General features: G+C 67.6%; 25 protein-coding genes. 24 read left to right on the top strand and 1 reads right to left on the bottom strand.

Features of this window, described 5'->3' with window-relative positions; translation table 11 throughout:
• Positions 1 to 11 precede the first annotated feature (11 nt).
• The 23 genes from rpsC to KB893_RS05310 all read left to right on the top strand — a co-directional run bounded on the left by rpsC (position 12) and on the right by KB893_RS05310 (position 13,852).
• Entirely contained in the window at positions 12 to 725 is a 714-nt protein-coding gene (gene rpsC / locus KB893_RS05420; RefSeq protein ID WP_213173524.1) for a 30S ribosomal protein S3, read from the top strand.
• 3 nt (positions 726 to 728) lie between these two features.
• The gene (rplP, locus tag KB893_RS05415) at positions 729 to 1,142 is read left to right on the top strand and encodes a 50S ribosomal protein L16 (protein WP_213173523.1); all 414 of its coding nucleotides are present in this window, start codon (positions 729 to 731) and stop codon (positions 1,140 to 1,142) included.
• Positions 1,142 to 1,327 (top strand): 50S ribosomal protein L29, encoded by a 186-nt coding sequence (gene rpmC, locus KB893_RS05410; protein ID WP_211928145.1) that lies wholly within the window; start codon positions 1,142 to 1,144, stop codon positions 1,325 to 1,327. Before rplP ends, rpmC begins: the two co-directional genes overlap by 1 nt.
• Positions 1,328 to 1,336: 9 nt before the next feature.
• Positions 1,337 to 1,606: a 30S ribosomal protein S17 gene (rpsQ, locus tag KB893_RS05405; RefSeq protein ID WP_211928146.1), complete on the top strand. Its 270-nt coding sequence runs from the start codon at positions 1,337 to 1,339 to the stop codon at positions 1,604 to 1,606.
• Positions 1,607 to 1,619: 13 nt separating this feature from the next.
• On the top strand, positions 1,620 to 1,988 hold the full coding sequence (gene rplN / locus KB893_RS05400) for a 50S ribosomal protein L14 (protein ID WP_211928147.1): 369 nt from the start codon (positions 1,620 to 1,622) through the stop codon (positions 1,986 to 1,988).
• A 16-nt stretch (positions 1,989 to 2,004) separates the two neighbouring features.
• Positions 2,005 to 2,319 (top strand): 50S ribosomal protein L24, encoded by a 315-nt coding sequence (gene rplX / locus KB893_RS05395; RefSeq protein WP_211928148.1) that lies wholly within the window; start codon positions 2,005 to 2,007, stop codon positions 2,317 to 2,319.
• 27 nt (positions 2,320 to 2,346) lie between these two features.
• Positions 2,347 to 2,886, top strand: a complete 540-nt coding sequence (gene rplE / locus KB893_RS05390) for a 50S ribosomal protein L5 (RefSeq protein WP_211928149.1) — start codon at positions 2,347 to 2,349, stop codon at positions 2,884 to 2,886.
• A gap of 15 nt (positions 2,887 to 2,901) precedes the next feature.
• Positions 2,902 to 3,207 carry a 30S ribosomal protein S14 gene (gene rpsN / locus KB893_RS05385; RefSeq protein ID WP_211928150.1) on the top strand — a complete coding sequence of 102 codons (306 nt, stop codon included), beginning with the start codon at positions 2,902 to 2,904 and terminating at the stop codon, positions 3,205 to 3,207.
• Between the two features lie 105 nt (positions 3,208 to 3,312).
• Positions 3,313 to 3,708 carry a 30S ribosomal protein S8 gene (gene rpsH, locus KB893_RS05380; RefSeq protein WP_211928151.1) on the top strand — a complete coding sequence of 132 codons (396 nt, stop codon included), beginning with the start codon at positions 3,313 to 3,315 and terminating at the stop codon, positions 3,706 to 3,708.
• 11 nt (positions 3,709 to 3,719) lie between these two features.
• The gene (rplF, locus tag KB893_RS05375) at positions 3,720 to 4,247 is read left to right on the top strand and encodes a 50S ribosomal protein L6 (protein ID WP_213173522.1); all 528 of its coding nucleotides are present in this window, start codon (positions 3,720 to 3,722) and stop codon (positions 4,245 to 4,247) included.
• 83 nt (positions 4,248 to 4,330) lie between these two features.
• Complete coding sequence (gene rplR / locus KB893_RS05370; protein WP_213173521.1) at positions 4,331 to 4,684, top strand: 50S ribosomal protein L18; 354 nt, start codon at positions 4,331 to 4,333, stop codon at positions 4,682 to 4,684.
• A gap of 93 nt (positions 4,685 to 4,777) precedes the next feature.
• Complete coding sequence (gene rpsE, locus KB893_RS05365) at positions 4,778 to 5,314, top strand: 30S ribosomal protein S5 (RefSeq protein WP_213173520.1); 537 nt, start codon at positions 4,778 to 4,780, stop codon at positions 5,312 to 5,314.
• A complete protein-coding gene (gene rpmD / locus KB893_RS05360) occupies positions 5,307 to 5,507 on the top strand; it encodes a 50S ribosomal protein L30 (RefSeq protein ID WP_211928237.1) in 201 nt (66 codons plus the stop codon). Before rpsE ends, rpmD begins: the two co-directional genes overlap by 8 nt.
• A gap of 16 nt (positions 5,508 to 5,523) precedes the next feature.
• Entirely contained in the window at positions 5,524 to 5,958 is a 435-nt protein-coding gene (gene rplO / locus KB893_RS05355) for a 50S ribosomal protein L15 (RefSeq protein WP_211928238.1), read from the top strand.
• A gap of 29 nt (positions 5,959 to 5,987) precedes the next feature.
• Positions 5,988 to 7,313: a preprotein translocase subunit SecY gene (gene secY / locus KB893_RS05350; RefSeq protein WP_213173577.1), complete on the top strand. Its 1,326-nt coding sequence runs from the start codon at positions 5,988 to 5,990 to the stop codon at positions 7,311 to 7,313.
• A gap of 217 nt (positions 7,314 to 7,530) precedes the next feature.
• Positions 7,531 to 7,887 carry a 30S ribosomal protein S13 gene (rpsM, locus tag KB893_RS05345; RefSeq protein ID WP_211928283.1) on the top strand — a complete coding sequence of 119 codons (357 nt, stop codon included), beginning with the start codon at positions 7,531 to 7,533 and terminating at the stop codon, positions 7,885 to 7,887.
• An 11-nt stretch (positions 7,888 to 7,898) separates the two neighbouring features.
• Positions 7,899 to 8,291 carry a 30S ribosomal protein S11 gene (rpsK, locus tag KB893_RS05340; protein WP_213173519.1) on the top strand — a complete coding sequence of 131 codons (393 nt, stop codon included), beginning with the start codon at positions 7,899 to 7,901 and terminating at the stop codon, positions 8,289 to 8,291.
• Positions 8,292 to 8,305: 14 nt separating this feature from the next.
• Positions 8,306 to 8,935 carry a 30S ribosomal protein S4 gene (gene rpsD / locus KB893_RS05335; protein WP_213173518.1) on the top strand — a complete coding sequence of 210 codons (630 nt, stop codon included), beginning with the start codon at positions 8,306 to 8,308 and terminating at the stop codon, positions 8,933 to 8,935.
• Between the two features lie 64 nt (positions 8,936 to 8,999).
• Positions 9,000 to 9,995: a DNA-directed RNA polymerase subunit alpha gene (locus tag KB893_RS05330; RefSeq protein WP_213173517.1), complete on the top strand. Its 996-nt coding sequence runs from the start codon at positions 9,000 to 9,002 to the stop codon at positions 9,993 to 9,995.
• A gap of 32 nt (positions 9,996 to 10,027) precedes the next feature.
• Entirely contained in the window at positions 10,028 to 10,414 is a 387-nt protein-coding gene (gene rplQ, locus KB893_RS05325; protein WP_211927712.1) for a 50S ribosomal protein L17, read from the top strand.
• A gap of 160 nt (positions 10,415 to 10,574) precedes the next feature.
• Positions 10,575 to 11,084, top strand: coding sequence for a disulfide bond formation protein B (locus KB893_RS05320; protein WP_211927708.1), 510 nt, complete (start codon positions 10,575 to 10,577; stop codon positions 11,082 to 11,084).
• 57 nt (positions 11,085 to 11,141) lie between these two features.
• Positions 11,142 to 12,548 (top strand): class II 3-deoxy-7-phosphoheptulonate synthase, encoded by a 1,407-nt coding sequence (locus KB893_RS05315; protein ID WP_211927709.1) that lies wholly within the window; start codon positions 11,142 to 11,144, stop codon positions 12,546 to 12,548.
• A gap of 86 nt (positions 12,549 to 12,634) precedes the next feature.
• Complete coding sequence (locus tag KB893_RS05310) at positions 12,635 to 13,852, top strand: mechanosensitive ion channel family protein (protein ID WP_213173516.1); 1,218 nt, start codon at positions 12,635 to 12,637, stop codon at positions 13,850 to 13,852.
• 81 nt (positions 13,853 to 13,933) lie between these two features.
• Here the strand turns inward: KB893_RS05310 and typA are convergent, their stop codons facing one another.
• Positions 13,934 to 15,778: a translational GTPase TypA gene (typA, locus tag KB893_RS05305; protein WP_211927711.1), complete on the bottom strand. Its 1,845-nt coding sequence runs from the start codon at positions 15,776 to 15,778 to the stop codon at positions 13,934 to 13,936.
• Between the two features lie 198 nt (positions 15,779 to 15,976).
• Between typA and KB893_RS05300 the strand changes: the two genes are divergently transcribed.
• Positions 15,977 to 16,483: a peptidylprolyl isomerase gene (locus KB893_RS05300; protein WP_211928157.1), complete on the top strand. Its 507-nt coding sequence runs from the start codon at positions 15,977 to 15,979 to the stop codon at positions 16,481 to 16,483.
• The last annotated feature ends 95 nt before the right edge of the window (positions 16,484 to 16,578 follow it).

The raw sequence follows: 16,578 nt of genomic DNA, 5'->3' as shown, positions 1-16,578 counted from the left end.
AAGGAAGACACATGGGTCACAAAGTCAATCCTGTTGGAATCCGCCTCGGCATCGCCAGGGACTGGAATTCCAAGTGGTACGCCAACAAGCGGGAGTTCTCGAACTTCCTCGCCGCCGACCTGAAGGTCCGCGAGATGCTGCGCAAGAAGCTGGCCCAGGCCGGTATCTCGCGCATCATGATCGAGCGCCCCGCCAACAACGCCCGCGTCACGATCCACACCGCCCGTCCGGGCGTGGTGATCGGCAAGCGCGGCGAGGACATCGAGAAGCTGCGCAAGGAAGTCTCGGCGCTGATGGGGGTCCCGGCCCACATCAACGTCGCCGAGGTCCGCAAGCCTGAACTGGACGCGCAGCTCGTGGCCGAATCGATCGCACAGCAGCTCGAGCGGCGTATCATGTTCCGCCGCGCGATGAAGCGCGCGGTCGGCAACGCGATGCGTCTCGGCGCGCTGGGCATCAAGATCAACGTGTCCGGCCGCCTCAACGGCGCCGAGATCGCGCGGTCGGAGTGGTACCGCGAGGGTCGCGTTCCGCTGCACACGCTGCGCGCGGACATCGACTACGGCTTCGCCGAGGCGTCGACGACCTACGGAATCATCGGCATCAAGACCTGGATCTACAAGGGCGAGATCTTCGACTACGCCCAGGTCGGCCAGGAGAAGGCGGAAGAGCGCAGCGAGCGTGCGCCGCGTGGACCGCGCGCGCCGCGCGAGGCGAGGGACTAAGTCATGCTGCAACCCAAGCGAACCAAGTACCGCAAGGTCTTCAAGGGCCGTAACGAGGGCCTAAGCTGGAACGGCGCTGCCGTCAGCTTCGGCGAGTTCGGCCTGAAGGCGACCGAGCACGGCGCGCTGACCGCGCGCCAGATCGAGGCGGCGCGCCGCACGATCAGCCGCCACGTCAAGCGCGGCGGCAAGCTGTGGATCCGGGTGTTCCCGGACAAGCCGATCACCAAGAAGCCGATCGAAGTCCGCATGGGCTCGGGTAAGGGCAACGTCGAGTACTGGGTCGCGCCGATCCAGCCCGGCCGCGTCATCTACGAGATGGAAGGCGTTTCCGAGGACGTGGCGCGCGAAGCGTTCCGCCTGGCCGCCGCCAAGCTCTCGGTCAAGACCACGTTTGTGACCCGCACGGTGCGCTGATGGAACTCAACGAACTCCGCAAGAAGTCGCAGAGCGAACTCGAAGGCCACCTGCTGGACCTGCACCGGGAGCAGTTCTCCCTGCGCATGCAGAAGGCCACCGGCCAGCTCGCGAAGACCCACGACATCCGCCGGGTGCGCCGCGAGATCGCGCGCGTCAACACCCTGCTGGGCGAGAAGAAGTAAGGACCCGCCATGACCGACAACAATACAGAGAAGGCGTTGCGCACGGTCGAAGGACGCGTGGTCAGCAACAAGATGGACAAGACCGTGACCGTCCTGGTGGAGCGCCAGGTCAAGCACGCGCTGTACGGCAAGTACATCCGTCGCTCGACCAAGCTGCACGCCCACGATGCCGACAACAGCTGCAACGAGGGCGATGTGGTCCGCGTGACCGAGATCGCCCCGATGTCCAAGACCAAGAACTGGCGGGTGGTGGAAGTCGTCACCCGCGCGGCGGAATAAGGAGGACTGACCCATGATCCAGATGCAGTCCTACCTGCAGGCCGCCGACAACTCCGGTGCGCGCGAGCTGATGTGCATCAAGGTGCTGGGCGGCTCCAAGCGCCGCTACGCCCACATCGGCGACATCATCAAGGTGACCGTCAAGGACGCGATCCCGCGCGGCAAGGTCAAGAAGGGCGAGGTCTACGACGCCGTCGTGGTGCGCACCCGCAAGGGCGTGCGTCGCGCCGACGGCTCGCTGATCCGTTTCGACGGCAATGCGGCGGTGATCCTGAACAACAAGCACGAGCCGATCGGCACGCGCATCTTCGGACCGGTGACGCGCGAGCTGCGTTCCGAGAAGTTCATGAAGATCGTGTCGCTCGCTCCCGAAGTGCTCTGAGCGGAGGAAGCAAGCAATGAATCGTATCCGCAAGGGTGATCAGGTCATCGTCATCGCCGGCGCCGACAAGGGCAAGACCGGCGAGGTCGTGCGCGTCATCGGCGACCGCGTGGTCGTCCAGAACGTGCGCGTGGTCAAGCGCCACACGCGGGCGAACCCCCAGCTCAACCAGCCGGGTGGCATCGTCGAGCGCGAGGCACCGATCCACGCATCCAACGTGATGCTGCTCAACCCGGCCACCGGCAAGGGCGAGCGCGTCGGCTACAAGGTGCTCGAGGATGGACGCAAAGTGCGTGTGTTCCGCTCGAGCGGTGAGGCCATCGAGGGCTGATCCCAGCCCTCCTGAGGAAATGTCGCAATGACACGGTTTGAAAAGATCTACCGGGAAGAAGTGGTACCGAAGCTCACCGAGAAGTTCGGCTACGCCAACCCGATGCAGGTGCCGCGCCTGACCAAGATCACGCTCAACATGGGCGTGGGCGAGGCGGTGGGCAACAAGAAGGTGCTGGAGAACGCGGTGGCCGACATGGCCAAGATCGCGGGCCAGAAGCCGATCGTGACCCACGCCCGGGTGTCGGTCGCGAGCTTCAAGATCCGCGACGGCTGGCCGATCGGCTGCAAGGTCACGCTGCGTCGTGCCCACATGTACGAGTTCCTGGATCGCCTGATCAGCGTGGCGCTGCCGCGCGTGCGCGACTTCCGCGGCATCTCGGCGCGCTCGTTCGACGGACGCGGCAACTTCAACATGGGCGTCAAGGAACAGATCATCTTCCCGGAGATCGATTTCGACCAGATCGACGCCGTCCGCGGCATGGACATCGCCATCGGCACCACGGCCAAGACCGATGCCGAGGGGCGCGCCCTGCTGGAAGCCTTCCGCTTCCCCTTCCGCAACTGATACGCGAGGACGATCATGGCCAAGACTTCGATGGTGAATCGCGAGAAGAAGCGCGAGAAGCTCGTCAAGCAGCACGCCGACAAGCGCGTTGCCCTGAAGAAGATCATCTCCAGCGAGACCGCCTCGTACGAGGAGAAGATGGATGCGTCGGTGAAGCTGCAGAAGCTGCCCCGCGACTCCAGCCCCTCGCGCCAGCGCAACCGCTGCGAGCTGTCCGGTCGCCCGCGCGGCGTCTACCGCAAGTTCGGCCTCGGCCGCAACATGCTGCGCAAGGCGACGATGAACGGCGACGTGCCTGGCCTTCGCAAGGCCAGCTGGTAACTGCTATAGTGCGCGGCTGCCCGTGAGAGCGGGCGCCGTGCTGCAACACCCACAACTTAGAGTTCGCGGAATTTTCTGCGGATATCGGTGCTACGAGGACGTTCCATGAGCATGACTGATCCCATCGCCGACATGCTGGTCCGCATCAAGAATGCGGCCGCGGTCGGCAAGCCCAGCGTCAAGATGCCTGCCTCCAAGGTCAAGGCCGCGATCGCCGACGTGCTGAAGGCCGAAGGCTACATCGCCGACGCCCGCACCACCCAGGTCGACGGCAAGCCCGAGCTTCAGATCGTGCTGAAGTACTACGAGGGCAAGCCCGTCATCGAGCGCCTGCAGCGCTTCTCCCGTTCCGGCCTGCGCCAGTACCGCGGCAAGGCGGAGCTGCCGCGCGTGCTCAACGGCCTCGGCGTGGCCATCATCTCGACCTCCAAGGGCATCATGACCGATGCCCAGGCTCGCGCCGCCGGCGTGGGTGGCGAAGTTCTCTGCCTCGTGGCGTAAGGAGTCCATCAATGTCTCGAGTCGCAAAGAAGCCGATCACCCTGCCCAAGGGCGTCGACGTCACGATCAATGCCGCTGACGTGGTGGCGAAGGGCTCCAAGGGCACGCTGTCCATCAAGCGCCCCTCCGGCGTCGAGTTCAACCTCGACAACGGCGTGGTCACGCTGCAGCCGAAGTCCGACGAGCATGTGGCCATCACCGGCACCATGCGCGCCGTGCTGGCCAACATGGTCACCGGCGTGTCCGAGGGCTTCACCCGCAAGCTCGAACTCGTGGGCGTCGGCTATCGCGCCGCCATGCAGGGTTCGGACCTGAACCTGTCGCTGGGCTTCTCGCACCCGGTCGTGTTCAAGGCGCCGGAGGGCATCACGCTCACCACGCCGAGCCAGACCGAGGTGCTGGTGTCCGGCGCCGACAAGCAGCGCGTCGGCGAGGTCGCTGCGAAGATCCGCGGGTTCCGTCCGCCGGAGCCCTACAAGGGCAAGGGCGTGCGCTACAGCGGCGAGAACATCATCCGTAAGGAAGCCAAGAAGGCGTAAGGCGGTTCTCCGCCGGAGCCCCGTCCGCCACGGCCGCGGTTCCGACCGGTTCCAACCCACCTTCAGCTTCCGGAGCACAAGACATGCAGAAGAAGATTGCCCGCCTGCGCCGCGCCAAGTCGACGCGCTCGCACATCCGTGTCCTCGGCGTGCCGCGCCTGTCGGTGCTGCGCACCGGTCAGCATCTGTACGCGCAGCTGTTCACCGCCGACGGTTCCAAGGTCCTGGCGTCCGCGTCCACCGTCCAGAAGGACGTGGCCGATGGGCTCAAGAGCCGCAAGAACGTCGAGGCGGCGGCCAAGATCGGTCGCACCATCGCCGAGAAGGCCAAGGCCGCGGGTATCGAGCGCATCGCGTTCGACCGCTCCGGCTACCGCTACCACGGCCGCATCAAGGCGCTCGCCGATGCGGCGCGCGAAGGCGGTCTGCAGTTCTGATCCCCGGTGCGCGGCGGATGCGCCGCGCCCGGTCATTCGATGCACCCACAACGATAAGCGGCGCCACGCCGTAAATTTCCAGGAACGATGCAAATGGCAAACGAACGCGAATCGCGCGGCCGTGACCGCGATCGCAACAACGAAGTCGACGACGGCTTCGTCGAGAAGCTGGTCGCCGTCAACCGCGTCTCCAAGACGGTCAAGGGTGGCCGCCAGTTCACCTTCACCGCGCTGACGGTGGTCGGCGATGGCGCCGGCAAGGTCGGCTTCGGCTACGGCAAGGCCCGCGAAGTGCCGGTCGCCATCCAGAAGTCGATGGAGATCGCCCGCCGCAACATGGGTGCGGTCGAGCTCAACAACGGCACCCTCTGGCACCCGGTCAAGGCCGGCCACGGCGCGGCGCGCGTGTACATGCAGCCGGCGTCGGAAGGTACCGGCGTCATCGCCGGTGGCGCGATGCGCGCGGTGCTCGAGGCGGTCGGCGTGAAGAACGTGCTGGCCAAGGCGGTCGGCTCGCGCAACCCGATCAACCTGGTCCGTGCCACGGTGAAGGGCCTCCAGGCGATGCATTCGCCGGAGAAGATCGCAGCCAAGCGCGGCAAGAGCGTCGGGGAGATCCTCCATGGCTAAGTCCAAGACCGAGTCGGCCGGCACTGTCAAGGTGCGCCTGGTCAAGGGCCTGCGCGGCACGCAGGCGCGTCACCGCCTCTCGGTGAAGGCGCTGGGCCTGAACAAGCTCAACGACGTCCGCGAGATCAAGGATTCCCCGCAGGTGCGCGGCCTGATCAACAAGGTGTACTACCTTGTCCAGGTCGAGCAGTAAGGGCAGGAGAGAAATCATGCGTCTCAACACTCTGAAGCCCGCCGAGGGCGCCCGCGAGGACGCCCGCCGCGTCGGTCGCGGCATCGGTTCCGGGCTGGGCAAGACCTGCGGCCGCGGCCACAAGGGTTCGTTCGCGCGCGCCGGCAAGGGCAAGATCAAGCCGGGCTTCGAGGGCGGCCAGATGCCGCTGCAGCGTCGCCTGCCTAAGGTCGGCTTCCGCTCCAAGCTGAAGGCGGATACGGCCGAGGTGCTGCTGTACAAGCTCGCGCTGATCGAGGGCGACACCATCGACTTCGCGGCGCTGCGTGCCGCCAAGCTGGTGCCGTCGACCGCCAAGCGCGCCAAGGTCGTGAACAAGGGCGAGCTGTCGCGCAAGATCACGCTGAAGGGCATCGCCGCCACGGCCGGCGCCAAGGCCGCGATCGAGGCCGCCGGCGGAAGCGTGGAGTAACCGTGGCGAACGCACCCTCCGCCGCCGGCATGATGGGCGGGCTCGGCAAGTTCACCGAGCTCCGCCAGCGCCTGATGTTCGTCCTCGGGGCGCTCATCGTGTACCGCCTGGGCACCTATATCCCGGTGCCCGGCGTGGACCCGGCGGCGATGGTCGCCCTGATGCAGCAGCAGCAGGGCATCGTGCAGATGTTCAACATGTTCTCGGGCGGCGCGCTGTCGCGCCTGAGCGTGTTCGCGCTGAACGTGATGCCCTACATCTCGGCATCCATCATCGTGCAGCTGTGCTCGCACATCTTCCCGAGCCTGCAGGCGCTGAGGAAGGAAGGCGAGAGCGGACGGCGCAAGATCACCCAGTACACCCGCTACGGCACGGTGCTGCTCGCGGTGTTCCAGGCGATCGGCATCTCGACCGCGCTGCAGGGCCAGCAGGGCCCGGCGGGTCCGGTGGTCTACAGCCCCGGCATGGGTTTCGTGCTGACCGCGGTGGTCGCGCTGACGGCGGGCACGCTGTTCCTGATGTGGCTGGGCGAGCAGGTGACCGAGCGCGGCGTCGGCAACGGCATCTCGCTGATCATCTTCGCCGGCATCGTCGCGGGCCTCCCGGGTGCGGTGGTCGGCACGCTGCAGCAGGTCCAGAACGGCGAGATCGGCGGCTTCGCCGTCATCGTGATCGTGGCGCTGATCGCGGCGGTGACCTATTTCGTGGTGTTCGTCGAGCGCGGGCAGCGTCGGATCACGGTGAACTATGCCCGGCGCCAGGGCGGCCGCCAGGCCTACATGAACCAGTCCTCGCACCTGCCGCTCAAGCTCAACATGGCAGGCGTGATCCCGGCGATCTTCGCCTCGAGCCTGATCATGTTCCCGGCGACGGTCGCGACCTGGTTCGGCCAGGGCACCCAGGCCGGCTGGCTGCAGGACCTGGCGCTGACGCTGGGCCCGGGGCAGCCGCTGCACATGATCCTGTACGGCGCGCTGATCATCGGCTTCGCGTTCTTCTACACGGCGCTGGTGTTCAACTCGCAGGAAACCGCGGACAACCTGAAGAAGTCCGGTGCACTGATTCCGGGCATCCGACCGGGCCGCGCGACCGCCGACTACATCGACGGCGTGCTCACCCGGCTCACGGCCTGGGGCGCGCTCTACCTGGTGGCGGTCTGCCTGCTGCCGGAGTTCATGCGGCTGTGGTGGAACGTCCCGTTCTACTTCGGCGGTACCTCGCTGCTGATCTGCGTCGTGGTGGTGATGGACTTCATCGCCCAGATCCAGGCGCACCTGATGTCGCACCAGTACGACAGCCTTCTGAAGAAGGCCAACCTGAAGGGCGGTTCGCGCGGCGGCTTCGCGCGCGGATAGATCCGGAGTAGTTCCTGCGCTGGAGTAGCGCGGGCCGGCGGGGCAGGGCATCGCTCCGACCGGTAGTCCGGATTGTCGCCGGAGCACGGGCACACTCCCCGTGCCGGAGTCCCGCGGGCCCGCTCGGCCGCGGGGCTTCTAAATAACACGAAGCCTTGCTATCATTTCGAGTTCACTGCGCCGGCGCGACCGGCGAATCAGCGTTGGAGATCGCGTAATGGCGCGTATTGCGGGTGTCAATCTCCCCGTCCAGAAGCATGTCTGGGTGGGGCTTCAGAGCATTTACGGCATTGGCCGTACCCGGTCCAAGAAGGTCTGCGAAGCCGCCGAGGTCAACACCTCGACCAAGATCCGCGACCTGACCGAGGCGGAAGTCGAGCGCCTGCGCGCCGAGATCGCCAAGTTCATCGTCGAGGGCGACCTGCGACGCGAGGTCGGCATGTCGATCAAGCGCCTGATGGACCTGAGCTGCTATCGCGGCCTGCGCCATCGTCGCGGCCTGCCGCTGCGTGGCCAGCGGACCCGCACCAACGCCCGTACCCGCAAGGGTCCGCGTCGCCCGATCAAGAAATAAGGGTTTGATCCATGGCTAAGCCGACTGCTGGCAAGACCAAGAAGAAGATCAAGCGCGTCGTCACCGACGGTATCGCGCACGTCCAGGCTTCTTTCAACAACACCATCGTCACCATCACCGACCGCCAGGGCAATGCGCTGTCGTGGGCGACCTCGGGCGGCGCGGGTTTCCGCGGCTCGCGCAAGTCGACCCCGTTCGCTGCCCAGGTGGCGGCCGAGCGTGCGGGGCGCGCGGCGCTCGACTACGGGCTGAAGACGCTCGAAGTGCGGATCAAGGGCCCCGGCCCGGGCCGCGAATCGGCGGTCCGCTCGCTGAACAACGTCGGTTACAAGGTGATCAACATCATCGACGTGACCCCGATCCCGCACAACGGCTGCCGGCCGCCCAAGAAGCGCCGCGTCTGAGGAGCTGACAAAACATGGCTCGTTATATTGGTCCCACCTGTAAGCTCGCCCGCCGCGAGGGCTACGACCTCGGTCTGAAGAACCCGGCGCGCGCGATCGACTCGAAGTGCAAGCTCGAGCAGAAGCCCGGCCAGCACGGCCCGAACGTGCGCCGCGGCAAGCTGTCCGACTACGCCACCCAGCTGCGCGAGAAGCAGAAGGTCAAGCGTATCTACGGTCTGCTGGAGCGTCAGTTCCGCAACTACTACAAGAAGGCGTCGTCCAAGAAGGGCAACACCGGCGAGTCGCTGCTGCAGCTGCTCGAGACCCGCCTCGACAACGTCATCTACCGCATGGGCTTCGCCGTAACCCGGCCGCAGGCGCGCCAGCTGGTCTCGCACCGCGGCGTCCAGGTGAACGGCAAGGCCGTGAACCTGCCGTCCTACCAGGTCAAGGCCGGCGACCAGATCGCGCTCACCGAGCGTGCGCAGCGCCAGCTGCGGGTCAAGGAATCCCTGACCGTCGCCCAGCAGATGGACCTGGTCCCGAGCTGGATCGAGGTCGACGGCGGCAAGTTCAGCGGCGTGTTCAAGTCGGTCCCGGAGCGTTCGGATCTGCCGGCGGACATCAACGAGGCGCTCATCGTCGAGCTGTACTCGAAGTAATCCGGTTGTTCGAGCTCGGCCTCCCGGGCTCCCCGGGTCGATTCATTCAGGAGATACGCTGACCATGTCGGTATCCGCTAATCAGGTCCTGCGTCCGCGCGGACCCCAGATCGAACGCACCGCGCCGAACCGCGCCAAGGTCGTGATCGAGCCGCTGGAGCGCGGCTACGGTCACACCCTGGGCAACGCGCTGCGCCGCGTTCTGCTGTCGTCGATCCCCGGCTTCGCGATCACCGAGGTCGAGATCGACGGCGTGCTGCACGAGTACACCACGGTCGAAGGCCTGCAGGAAGACGTCATCGAGGTGCTGCTGAACCTCAAGGACGTGGCGATCCGCATGCACAACGTCGAGCAGTCGACGCTGACCCTGACCAAGCAGGGCCCGGGCACCGTCACCGCCGGCGACATCAAGACCGACCACAACGTCGAGATCCTCAATCCCGACCACGTGATCTGCCACCTCACCAAGGACACGGCGCTGAACATGCGCCTGAAGATCGAGCGCGGCTTCGGCTATCAGCCGGCCACCGTGCGCCGCGTCCCGGACGAGGAGACCCGTGCGATCGGCCGCCTGATGCTGGACGCCAGCTTCTCGCCGGTGCGCCGCGTGGCCTACGCGGTGGAAGCCGCGCGCGTCGAGCAGCGTACCGACCTCGACAAGCTGGTCATCGACATCGAGACCAACGGCACGATCGACGCCGAGGAAGCCGTGCGCACCGCCGCCGACATCCTCACCGACCAGCTCTCGGTGTTCGGCGACTTCACCCAGCGCGACCGTGGCGCGGCCAAGCCGCAGACCGCGGGCGTGGATCCGGTGCTGCTGCGCCCGATCGACGATCTCGAGCTGACGGTGCGTTCGGCCAACTGCCTCAAGGCCGAGAACATCTACTACATCGGCGACCTGATCCAGAAGACCGAGGTCGAGCTGCTCAAGACCCCGAATCTCGGCAAGAAGTCGCTCACCGAGATCAAGGAAGTGCTTGCCCAGCGCGGTCTGTCGCTCGGAATGCGCCTGGAGAACTGGCCGCCGGCCGGTCTGCAGCAGGGCATGCTGGGTTAAGCCGGAACACGAAACCTTAGGGATCCAAGACCATGCGTCACCAGAAAGCCGGCCGTAAGTTCAGCCGCACCAGCGCGCACCGCGAGGCGATGTTCCGCAACATGGCGGCATCGCTGTTCAAGCACGAACTGATCAAGACCACCCTGCCCAAGGCGAAGGAACTGCGCCGCGTGGCGGAGCCGCTGATCACCATCTCCAAGGTGGACGGCGTTGCCAATCGCCGCCTCGCCTTCGCGCGCCTGCGCGACAAGGAAGCGGTGGGCAAGCTCTTCGTCGAGCTGGGCCCGCGCTACCAGGGCCGCCCGGGCGGTTACCTGCGCGTGCTGAAGTGCGGTTTCCGCAACGGCGACAACGCACCGATGGCCTACGTCGAGCTCGTCGACCGGCCGCAGGTCGCCGAGGCGGTCGAGGCCGAGTAAGCCTCGCCGCAGGTGTGGGATGTATCGAAGCGCCCCGGTCCGCCGGGGCGTTTTCGTATATGAGCGCCGGCGTTTCCGGAACCAATGGCATGCGCCGCCGGTCGCAGTCGGCCGATGTTCCACGCGCCGGCCCGGCGCGGCATCGTTGGGGAGGTGGTGAATGAAGGCGAACCCGCTGGCCTGGCCGTTCCGGCTGCAGTGCGCGCTCGGCGCGCTGGTGTGCGTGGCGCTGCTGGCCTACGCGCTCTACCTGCAGTACGTCGAGTACCTGGATCCGTGCCCGCTGTGCATCTTCCAGCGGGTCGCGTTCATCGGCATGGCGGCGGTGTTCGCGCTCGGCGCGCTGCACGGTCCGCGCTCGCGTGGCGGGCGGATGGCCTATGGCGCGCTCGCCGCGCTCTGCGCCGCGGTGGGCATCGCGGTCGCCGGACGGCATGTCTGGCTGCAGTCGCTTCCCGCCGACGAGGTGCCGAGCTGCTCGAGCATGGGGCTGGATTACATGCTCGACACCTTTCCGGTCGGCGAGGTGGTGGCCAAGGTCTTCACCGGCTCCGGCGAATGCGCGGCCGTGGACTGGAGCTTCCTCGGCCTCGGCATGCCGGCGTGGACGCTGCTGTGGTACGTGCTGCTCGCCGGCTGGGCGCTGTGGATCGCCGCTCGTCGTCGCTGACGCACGACACGGCGTCGCCGCGGGAGGCTGTGGCATGATCGGATGATGCGACGCACGATGATCCTTCCCACGCAGCAGGCGGAGCGCCCGGTGGGCGCGGTGGCCCTTCCCGAGAACTGGATGCCGGATTCCTGGCGCGGGCGCGAGGCCCTGCAGCAGCCGAGCTATCCGGATCTCACCGCGTTGCAGGCGGCCCTGGACGAGCTGCAAAGGTTGCCGCCGCTGGTCACCTCCTGGGAGATCCTCGCGCTGCGCCGCCAGATCGCGGATGCGCAGGAGGGACGCGCGTTCCTGCTGCAGGGCGGCGACTGCGCCGAGAGCTTCGCCGACTGCGAGTCGGGCACCATTTCCAGCCGCCTCAAGGTGCTGCTGCAGATGAGCGTGGTGCTCGTGCACGGCCTGCGGCGCCCTGTCGTGCGCGTCGGCCGGTTCGCGGGGCAGTACGCCAAGCCGCGTTCCGCCGATACCGAGACGCGCGACGGCGTGACCCTGCCGACCTACCGCGGCGACTTCATCAACGCGCCCGAGTTCGAGGCGGCCGCACGCATTCCCGATCCGCGGCGCATGGTCCGCGGCCACGCGCGCTCGGCGATGACGATGAACTTCATCCGCGCGCTGATCGACGGCGGCTTCGCCGACCTGCATCACCCCGAGTACTGGGACCTGGGCTGGGTCGGCCATTCGCCGCTGGCCGAGGAGTACCAGCGCGTGGTGACCGGGATCGGCGACGCGCTGCGCTTCATGGAGACGCTGTCCGGCACCGATGTCCACAACATCGACCGCGTGGACTTCTACACCTCGCACGAAGCCCTGCTGCTGCCCTACGAGGAGGCGCTGACGCGCCAGGTGCCGCGGCACTGGGGCTGGTTCAACCTGTCCACGCACTTCCCGTGGATCGGGGTGCGCACGGCGGCGCTCGACGGCGCGCACGTCGAGTACATGCGCGGGCTGCGCAACCCGATCGGGGTCAAGGTCGGCCCGACGACGAAGCCGGACGAGCTGCTGCGCCTGATCGACATCCTCGATCCGAACCAGGAGCCGGGACGGCTCACCCTGATCCACCGCATGGGCGCGGCGCAGATCGCCGACAGGCTTCCGCCGCTGCTGCAGGCGGTCGCCCGCGAGGGCCGCCGCGTGCTGTGGGTCTGCGACCCCATGCACGGCAACACCGAGAGCACCGCGTCCGGCCTCAAGACCCGCCGCTTTGGCAACATCCGCAGCGAGCTCGAGCAGGCCTTCGACGCGCACCAGGCCGCCGGCACCCGGCTGGGTGGCGTGCACCTGGAGCTGACCGGCGACGACGTCACCGAATGCACCGGCGGCGCCCGCGACCTCACCGACGCCGACCTCGCGCGCGCCTACCGGTCGCAGGTCGATCCGCGGCTGAACTACGAGCAGTCGCTCGAGATCGCGATGCTGATCGTGCGCAAGCACCAGCAGCTGAGCTCGCAACACAGCCTGTAGGGACGCAGCGCGTCCGCCCGGGGCGGTCGACCGCATCTCGACATGACGCTGCGCACCATGCGCGCATTCCGGTAGGAGGTGCCCGAATGCCCGAGCGATGGTCGTCGCTGGACTGGTCCGCGATCGCGGCGAATGGCTGGCCGCTGCTCGCGGCCGTGATCATGGGCCTGCTGGTACGACGGCTCCTGCTGGCCGTCGAGCGCCGCGCGCGCCGCGGCGAGCACCTGCGCGCGCGCATCGCGCGGGTCATCGCCGTCCCCGCCGCCGTCGCCCTGCCGTTGCTGTTCCTGAGCATGGCGGTGGAGGCCACGCCGCTGCCGGAGGCCTGGGTGGATCGCATCCAGCACCTGCTCGGCATCGGCGGCGGCCTGTGCCTGATATGGCTCGCCGTGCGCGTGATCAGCGCGATCGAGCAGCGGATCCGCCGGCGCAATCCGCTGGAATCCGACGACAACCTGCATGCGCGCGCGGTCCAGACCCAGGCGCGCGTGCTCAGCCGCGTCGCCCAGGGCGGGGTGATCATCATCGGCGTCGCGATCGTGCTGATGACCTTTCCCTCGATCCGCCAGATCGGGGCCACGCTGCTGGCGTCGGCGGGCATCGTCGGGCTGGTCGCCGGCATCGCCGCCAAGCCCGTCTTCGGCAATCTCATCGCCGGCCTGCAGATCGCGCTGACCCAGCCGATCCGGCTCGACGACGTGGTGATCGTCGAGGGCGAGTGGGGCCGCATCGACGAGATCACCAGCGCCTACGTCGTGGTCCGGATCTGGGACGAACGACGGCTGGTGGTGCCGCTGCAGTGGTTCATCGAGAACCCGTTCCAGAACTGGACACGCAACAGCGCGCAGCTCCTCGGCACCGCATTCCTGTGGCTCGACTACCGCACGCCGATGGGCGAGGTGCGCGACGAGCTGCAGCGCATCTGCGAGAGCGACGAGCGCTGGGACGGGCGCGTCTGCGTGGCCCAGGTCACCGAGACCGACCGCCACGTCATCCAGGTCCGCCTGCTGGTCAGCGCGCGCAACTCCGGCGACGCCTTCGACCTGCGCTGCGCCGTCCGCGAGCGGATGATCGACTTCCTCAACCGCGAGCATCCGCAGGCGCTGCCGCGCATGCGCGCCGACCTGGTGACGTTCGAGGACCAGCGGCATCCGGACGAGGCGCGGCGCCAGGCCGCCGCCGCAACGCCGCGTGCGCCTACGCCCGACGAGACGAGCTCGCCGCACGCCGAGGACATGGATCCGGCGCACGCCGGTCAGGACGCCCCCGGGCGCGTCCCTGCGGATCTGCATCCCGGCCGCTGACCCGCGCGCACCACGGCTGCCGGAAACGAAACGGGCCGGCATCGCTGCCGGCCCGTCGCGTGCTTCGCCGCGGCTCGCGGATCAGGCCGCGCGCGCGGCCCGCTTGCGGTCGTTCTCGGTGCGGAACTTCTTGCGCAGGCGGATCTGCAGCGGGGTGATCTCGACCAGCTCGTCGTCGTCGATGAACTCCAGCGCCTGCTCCAGCGACATCTTGATCGGCGGGATCAGGCCCTCGTCCGCGTCCTTGCCGGCGGCGCGGAAGTTGGTGAGCTGCTTGGCGCGCAGGGCGTTGACGGTGAGGTCGTTGTCCTTGGAGTGGATGCCGACGATCTGGCCCTCGTAGATCTCCTCGCCCGGATCGATCATCAGGCGGCCGCGCTCCTGCATGGCCATCTGCGCATAGGCGGGGGAGGGGCCGGTTCCGTTGGAGATCAGCACGCCGTTCTGGCGCTGGCCGATCGCGCCCTCGGTCTTCGGACCGTAGTGGTCGAAGACGTGGAACAGCAGGCCCGTGCCGGCGGTGAGCGTACGGAACTCGGTCTGGAAGCCGATCAGGCCGCGCGCCGGGATGATGAAGTCCAGGCGCACGCGGCCCTTGCCGTCGGGCTCCATGTTCTGCAGCAGCGCGCGGCGCTCGCCCAGGCGCTGCATCACGCCGCCCTGGAACTGCTCCTCGAGGTCGACCACCAGCGATTCGAACGGCTCCATCTGCTGGCCGTCGATCTCCTTGATGATGACCTCCGGACGCGACACCGCCAGCTCATAGCCCTCGCGGCGCATGGTCTCGATCAGGATCGACAGGTGCAGCTCGCCGCGGCCGGAGACCTTGAACTTGTCGGCGTCGTCGGTGTCCTCGACCTTCAGCGCGACGTTGTGCTGGGTCTCGCGGACCAGGCGGTCGCGCAGCTGGCGCGAGGTCAGGAACTTGCCGCCCGAGCGGTCCTTGACCCCGGCGAACGGCGAGTCGTTGACCTGGAAGGTCATCGAGATCGTCGGCTCGTCGACCGTGAGCACCGGCAGCTGCTCGACCGCGGACGGATCGCACAGCGTCTCGGAGATGCCCAGCTTCTCCACGCCGGAGATGGCGATGATGTCGCCGGCCTGGGCCTCGGCCACCTCGTGGCGCTCCAGGCCGTGGAAGCCCAGCACCTGCAGCACCTTGCCGTTGCGGGTCTTGCCGTCGCGGTCGATGACCGTGACCTGCTGGTTCGGCTTGATGCGCCCGCGCTGCACGCGGCCCACGCCGATGATGCCGACGTAGTTGTTGTAGTCCAGCGAGGTCACGCGCATCTGGAACGGGCCGTCCAGGTCGACCGGCGGCGGCGCCACCTTGTCGACGATGGTCTGGAACAGCGGGGTCATGTCGCCCTCGCGCACGCTGGAGTCGAGGCCGGCGTAGCCGTGCAGGGCGGAGGCGTAGACGACGTCGAAGTCGAGCTGCTCGTCGGTGGCGCCGAGGCGGTCGAACAGGTCGAAGGTCTGGTCCAGGACCCAGTCGGGACGGGCGCCGGGACGGTCGACCTTGTTGACCACCACGATCGGCTTGAAGCCCATCGCGAAGGCCTTCTGCGTCACGAAGCGGGTCTGCGGCATCGGGCCGTCCATGGCGTCGACCAGGATCAGCACCGAGTCGACCATCGACAGCACGCGCTCGACCTCGCCGCCGAAGTCGGCGTGGCCCGGGGTGTCGACGATGTTGATGCGGTATTCCTGGCCGTCGGGCGCGGTCCAGCGGATCGCGGTGTTCTTGGACAGGATCGTGATGCCACGCTCCTTTTCCAGGTCGTTCGAATCCATGACGCGGTCGGACACGACGGCGCGCTCGGCGAAGGTGCCCGACTGCTTCAGCAGCTGGTCGACGAGGGTGGTCTTGCCGTGGTCGACGTGGGCGACGATGGCGATGTTGCGAAGGTTCTGGACGGACATGACGGCCATGCTCAAGGCGCACCGGGCTTGATGCGGCGCGCGGACTGGGAAGGGAACCGCAGAATTATAAAGGAAATACGGCCGCGGGGCGCGGCAGTGGCGTGGCGGCGACGGCCGGCGCGCCGGGCGGACGTTGTGAGCCCCGCCGATCGTCCCCATGTGCCCCCGACCCACACCCCATCCATCGCGAGACCACCCATGACCGACCTGATCGCCACCTTCGCCACCGAGCGCGGCCCCATCCGCGTCCGCCTCTTTCCGGAGCAGGCGCCGCTGACCGTCGCCAACTTCGTCAATCTCGTGCGCCGCGGCTTCTACGACGGCCTGAAGTTCCACCGCGTCATCCCCGACTTCATGATCCAGGGCGGCTGCCCGGAGGGCTCGGGCCGCGGCGGTCCCGGCTACCGCTTCGAGGACGAGGCCAACAACGGCCTGAAGCACGACGGCAGCGGCGTGCTGTCGATGGCCAACGCCGGCCCCAACACCAACGGCAGCCAGTTCTTCATCACCCACGTGGCCACGCCGTGGCTGGACGGCAAGCACACCGTGTTCGGCAAGGTGATCGACGCGTCCGACCAGAAGGTCGTCGACGCGATCAGGGGCGACGACCTGATCGACAAGGTCACGATCGAGGGCGATGCCGACGCCGTGCTCGCCGCCAAGGCCGACCGCGTCGCCGACTGGAACAAGACGCTCGACGCCTGATCGCGTCGGTGCAGTCCCGGCGCCTGGCTCCGGGACTGCGCCAGCAGCCGTGCCCCCCGGAGGTGGCGCACGGCGCGTGCTACCATTCCGCGGCT

The sequence above is a fragment of the Coralloluteibacterium stylophorae genome (assembly GCF_018122625.2).
Classification (GTDB): domain Bacteria; phylum Pseudomonadota; class Gammaproteobacteria; order Xanthomonadales; family Xanthomonadaceae; genus Coralloluteibacterium; species Coralloluteibacterium stylophorae.
This window is presented reverse-complemented; position numbering and strand designations above follow the sequence as displayed.

What these genes read in the sequence shown, in the direction of transcription:
- typA (WP_211927711.1), bottom strand. Translation starts at nt 15,778, where the DNA reads ATGTCCGTCCAGAACCTTCGCAACATCGCCATCGTCGCCCACGTCGAC.
- rplR (WP_213173521.1), top strand. Translation starts at nt 4,331, where the DNA reads ATGCAGAAGAAGATTGCCCGCCTGCGCCGCGCCAAGTCGACGCGCTCG.
- rpsD (WP_213173518.1), top strand. Translation starts at nt 8,306, where the DNA reads ATGGCTCGTTATATTGGTCCCACCTGTAAGCTCGCCCGCCGCGAGGGC.
- rplF (WP_213173522.1), top strand. Translation starts at nt 3,720, where the DNA reads ATGTCTCGAGTCGCAAAGAAGCCGATCACCCTGCCCAAGGGCGTCGAC.
- rplP (WP_213173523.1), top strand. Translation starts at nt 729, where the DNA reads ATGCTGCAACCCAAGCGAACCAAGTACCGCAAGGTCTTCAAGGGCCGT.
- rplO (WP_211928238.1), top strand. Translation starts at nt 5,524, where the DNA reads ATGCGTCTCAACACTCTGAAGCCCGCCGAGGGCGCCCGCGAGGACGCC.
- secY (WP_213173577.1), top strand. Translation starts at nt 5,988, where the DNA reads ATGATGGGCGGGCTCGGCAAGTTCACCGAGCTCCGCCAGCGCCTGATG.
- rpsN (WP_211928150.1), top strand. Translation starts at nt 2,902, where the DNA reads ATGGCCAAGACTTCGATGGTGAATCGCGAGAAGAAGCGCGAGAAGCTC.
- rpsE (WP_213173520.1), top strand. Translation starts at nt 4,778, where the DNA reads ATGGCAAACGAACGCGAATCGCGCGGCCGTGACCGCGATCGCAACAAC.
- KB893_RS05320 (WP_211927708.1), top strand. Translation starts at nt 10,575, where the DNA reads ATGAAGGCGAACCCGCTGGCCTGGCCGTTCCGGCTGCAGTGCGCGCTC.
- rplN (WP_211928147.1), top strand. Translation starts at nt 1,620, where the DNA reads ATGATCCAGATGCAGTCCTACCTGCAGGCCGCCGACAACTCCGGTGCG.
- rpmD (WP_211928237.1), top strand. Translation starts at nt 5,307, where the DNA reads ATGGCTAAGTCCAAGACCGAGTCGGCCGGCACTGTCAAGGTGCGCCTG.
- rpsM (WP_211928283.1), top strand. Translation starts at nt 7,531, where the DNA reads ATGGCGCGTATTGCGGGTGTCAATCTCCCCGTCCAGAAGCATGTCTGG.
- rplE (WP_211928149.1), top strand. Translation starts at nt 2,347, where the DNA reads ATGACACGGTTTGAAAAGATCTACCGGGAAGAAGTGGTACCGAAGCTC.
- KB893_RS05310 (WP_213173516.1), top strand. Translation starts at nt 12,635, where the DNA reads ATGCCCGAGCGATGGTCGTCGCTGGACTGGTCCGCGATCGCGGCGAAT.
- KB893_RS05300 (WP_211928157.1), top strand. Translation starts at nt 15,977, where the DNA reads ATGACCGACCTGATCGCCACCTTCGCCACCGAGCGCGGCCCCATCCGC.
- rplQ (WP_211927712.1), top strand. Translation starts at nt 10,028, where the DNA reads ATGCGTCACCAGAAAGCCGGCCGTAAGTTCAGCCGCACCAGCGCGCAC.
- rpsC (WP_213173524.1), top strand. Translation starts at nt 12, where the DNA reads ATGGGTCACAAAGTCAATCCTGTTGGAATCCGCCTCGGCATCGCCAGG.
- rpsH (WP_211928151.1), top strand. Translation starts at nt 3,313, where the DNA reads ATGAGCATGACTGATCCCATCGCCGACATGCTGGTCCGCATCAAGAAT.
- rpmC (WP_211928145.1), top strand. Translation starts at nt 1,142, where the DNA reads ATGGAACTCAACGAACTCCGCAAGAAGTCGCAGAGCGAACTCGAAGGC.
- rpsQ (WP_211928146.1), top strand. Translation starts at nt 1,337, where the DNA reads ATGACCGACAACAATACAGAGAAGGCGTTGCGCACGGTCGAAGGACGC.
- rpsK (WP_213173519.1), top strand. Translation starts at nt 7,899, where the DNA reads ATGGCTAAGCCGACTGCTGGCAAGACCAAGAAGAAGATCAAGCGCGTC.
- KB893_RS05330 (WP_213173517.1), top strand. Translation starts at nt 9,000, where the DNA reads ATGTCGGTATCCGCTAATCAGGTCCTGCGTCCGCGCGGACCCCAGATC.
- rplX (WP_211928148.1), top strand. Translation starts at nt 2,005, where the DNA reads ATGAATCGTATCCGCAAGGGTGATCAGGTCATCGTCATCGCCGGCGCC.
- KB893_RS05315 (WP_211927709.1), top strand. Translation starts at nt 11,142, where the DNA reads ATGATCCTTCCCACGCAGCAGGCGGAGCGCCCGGTGGGCGCGGTGGCC.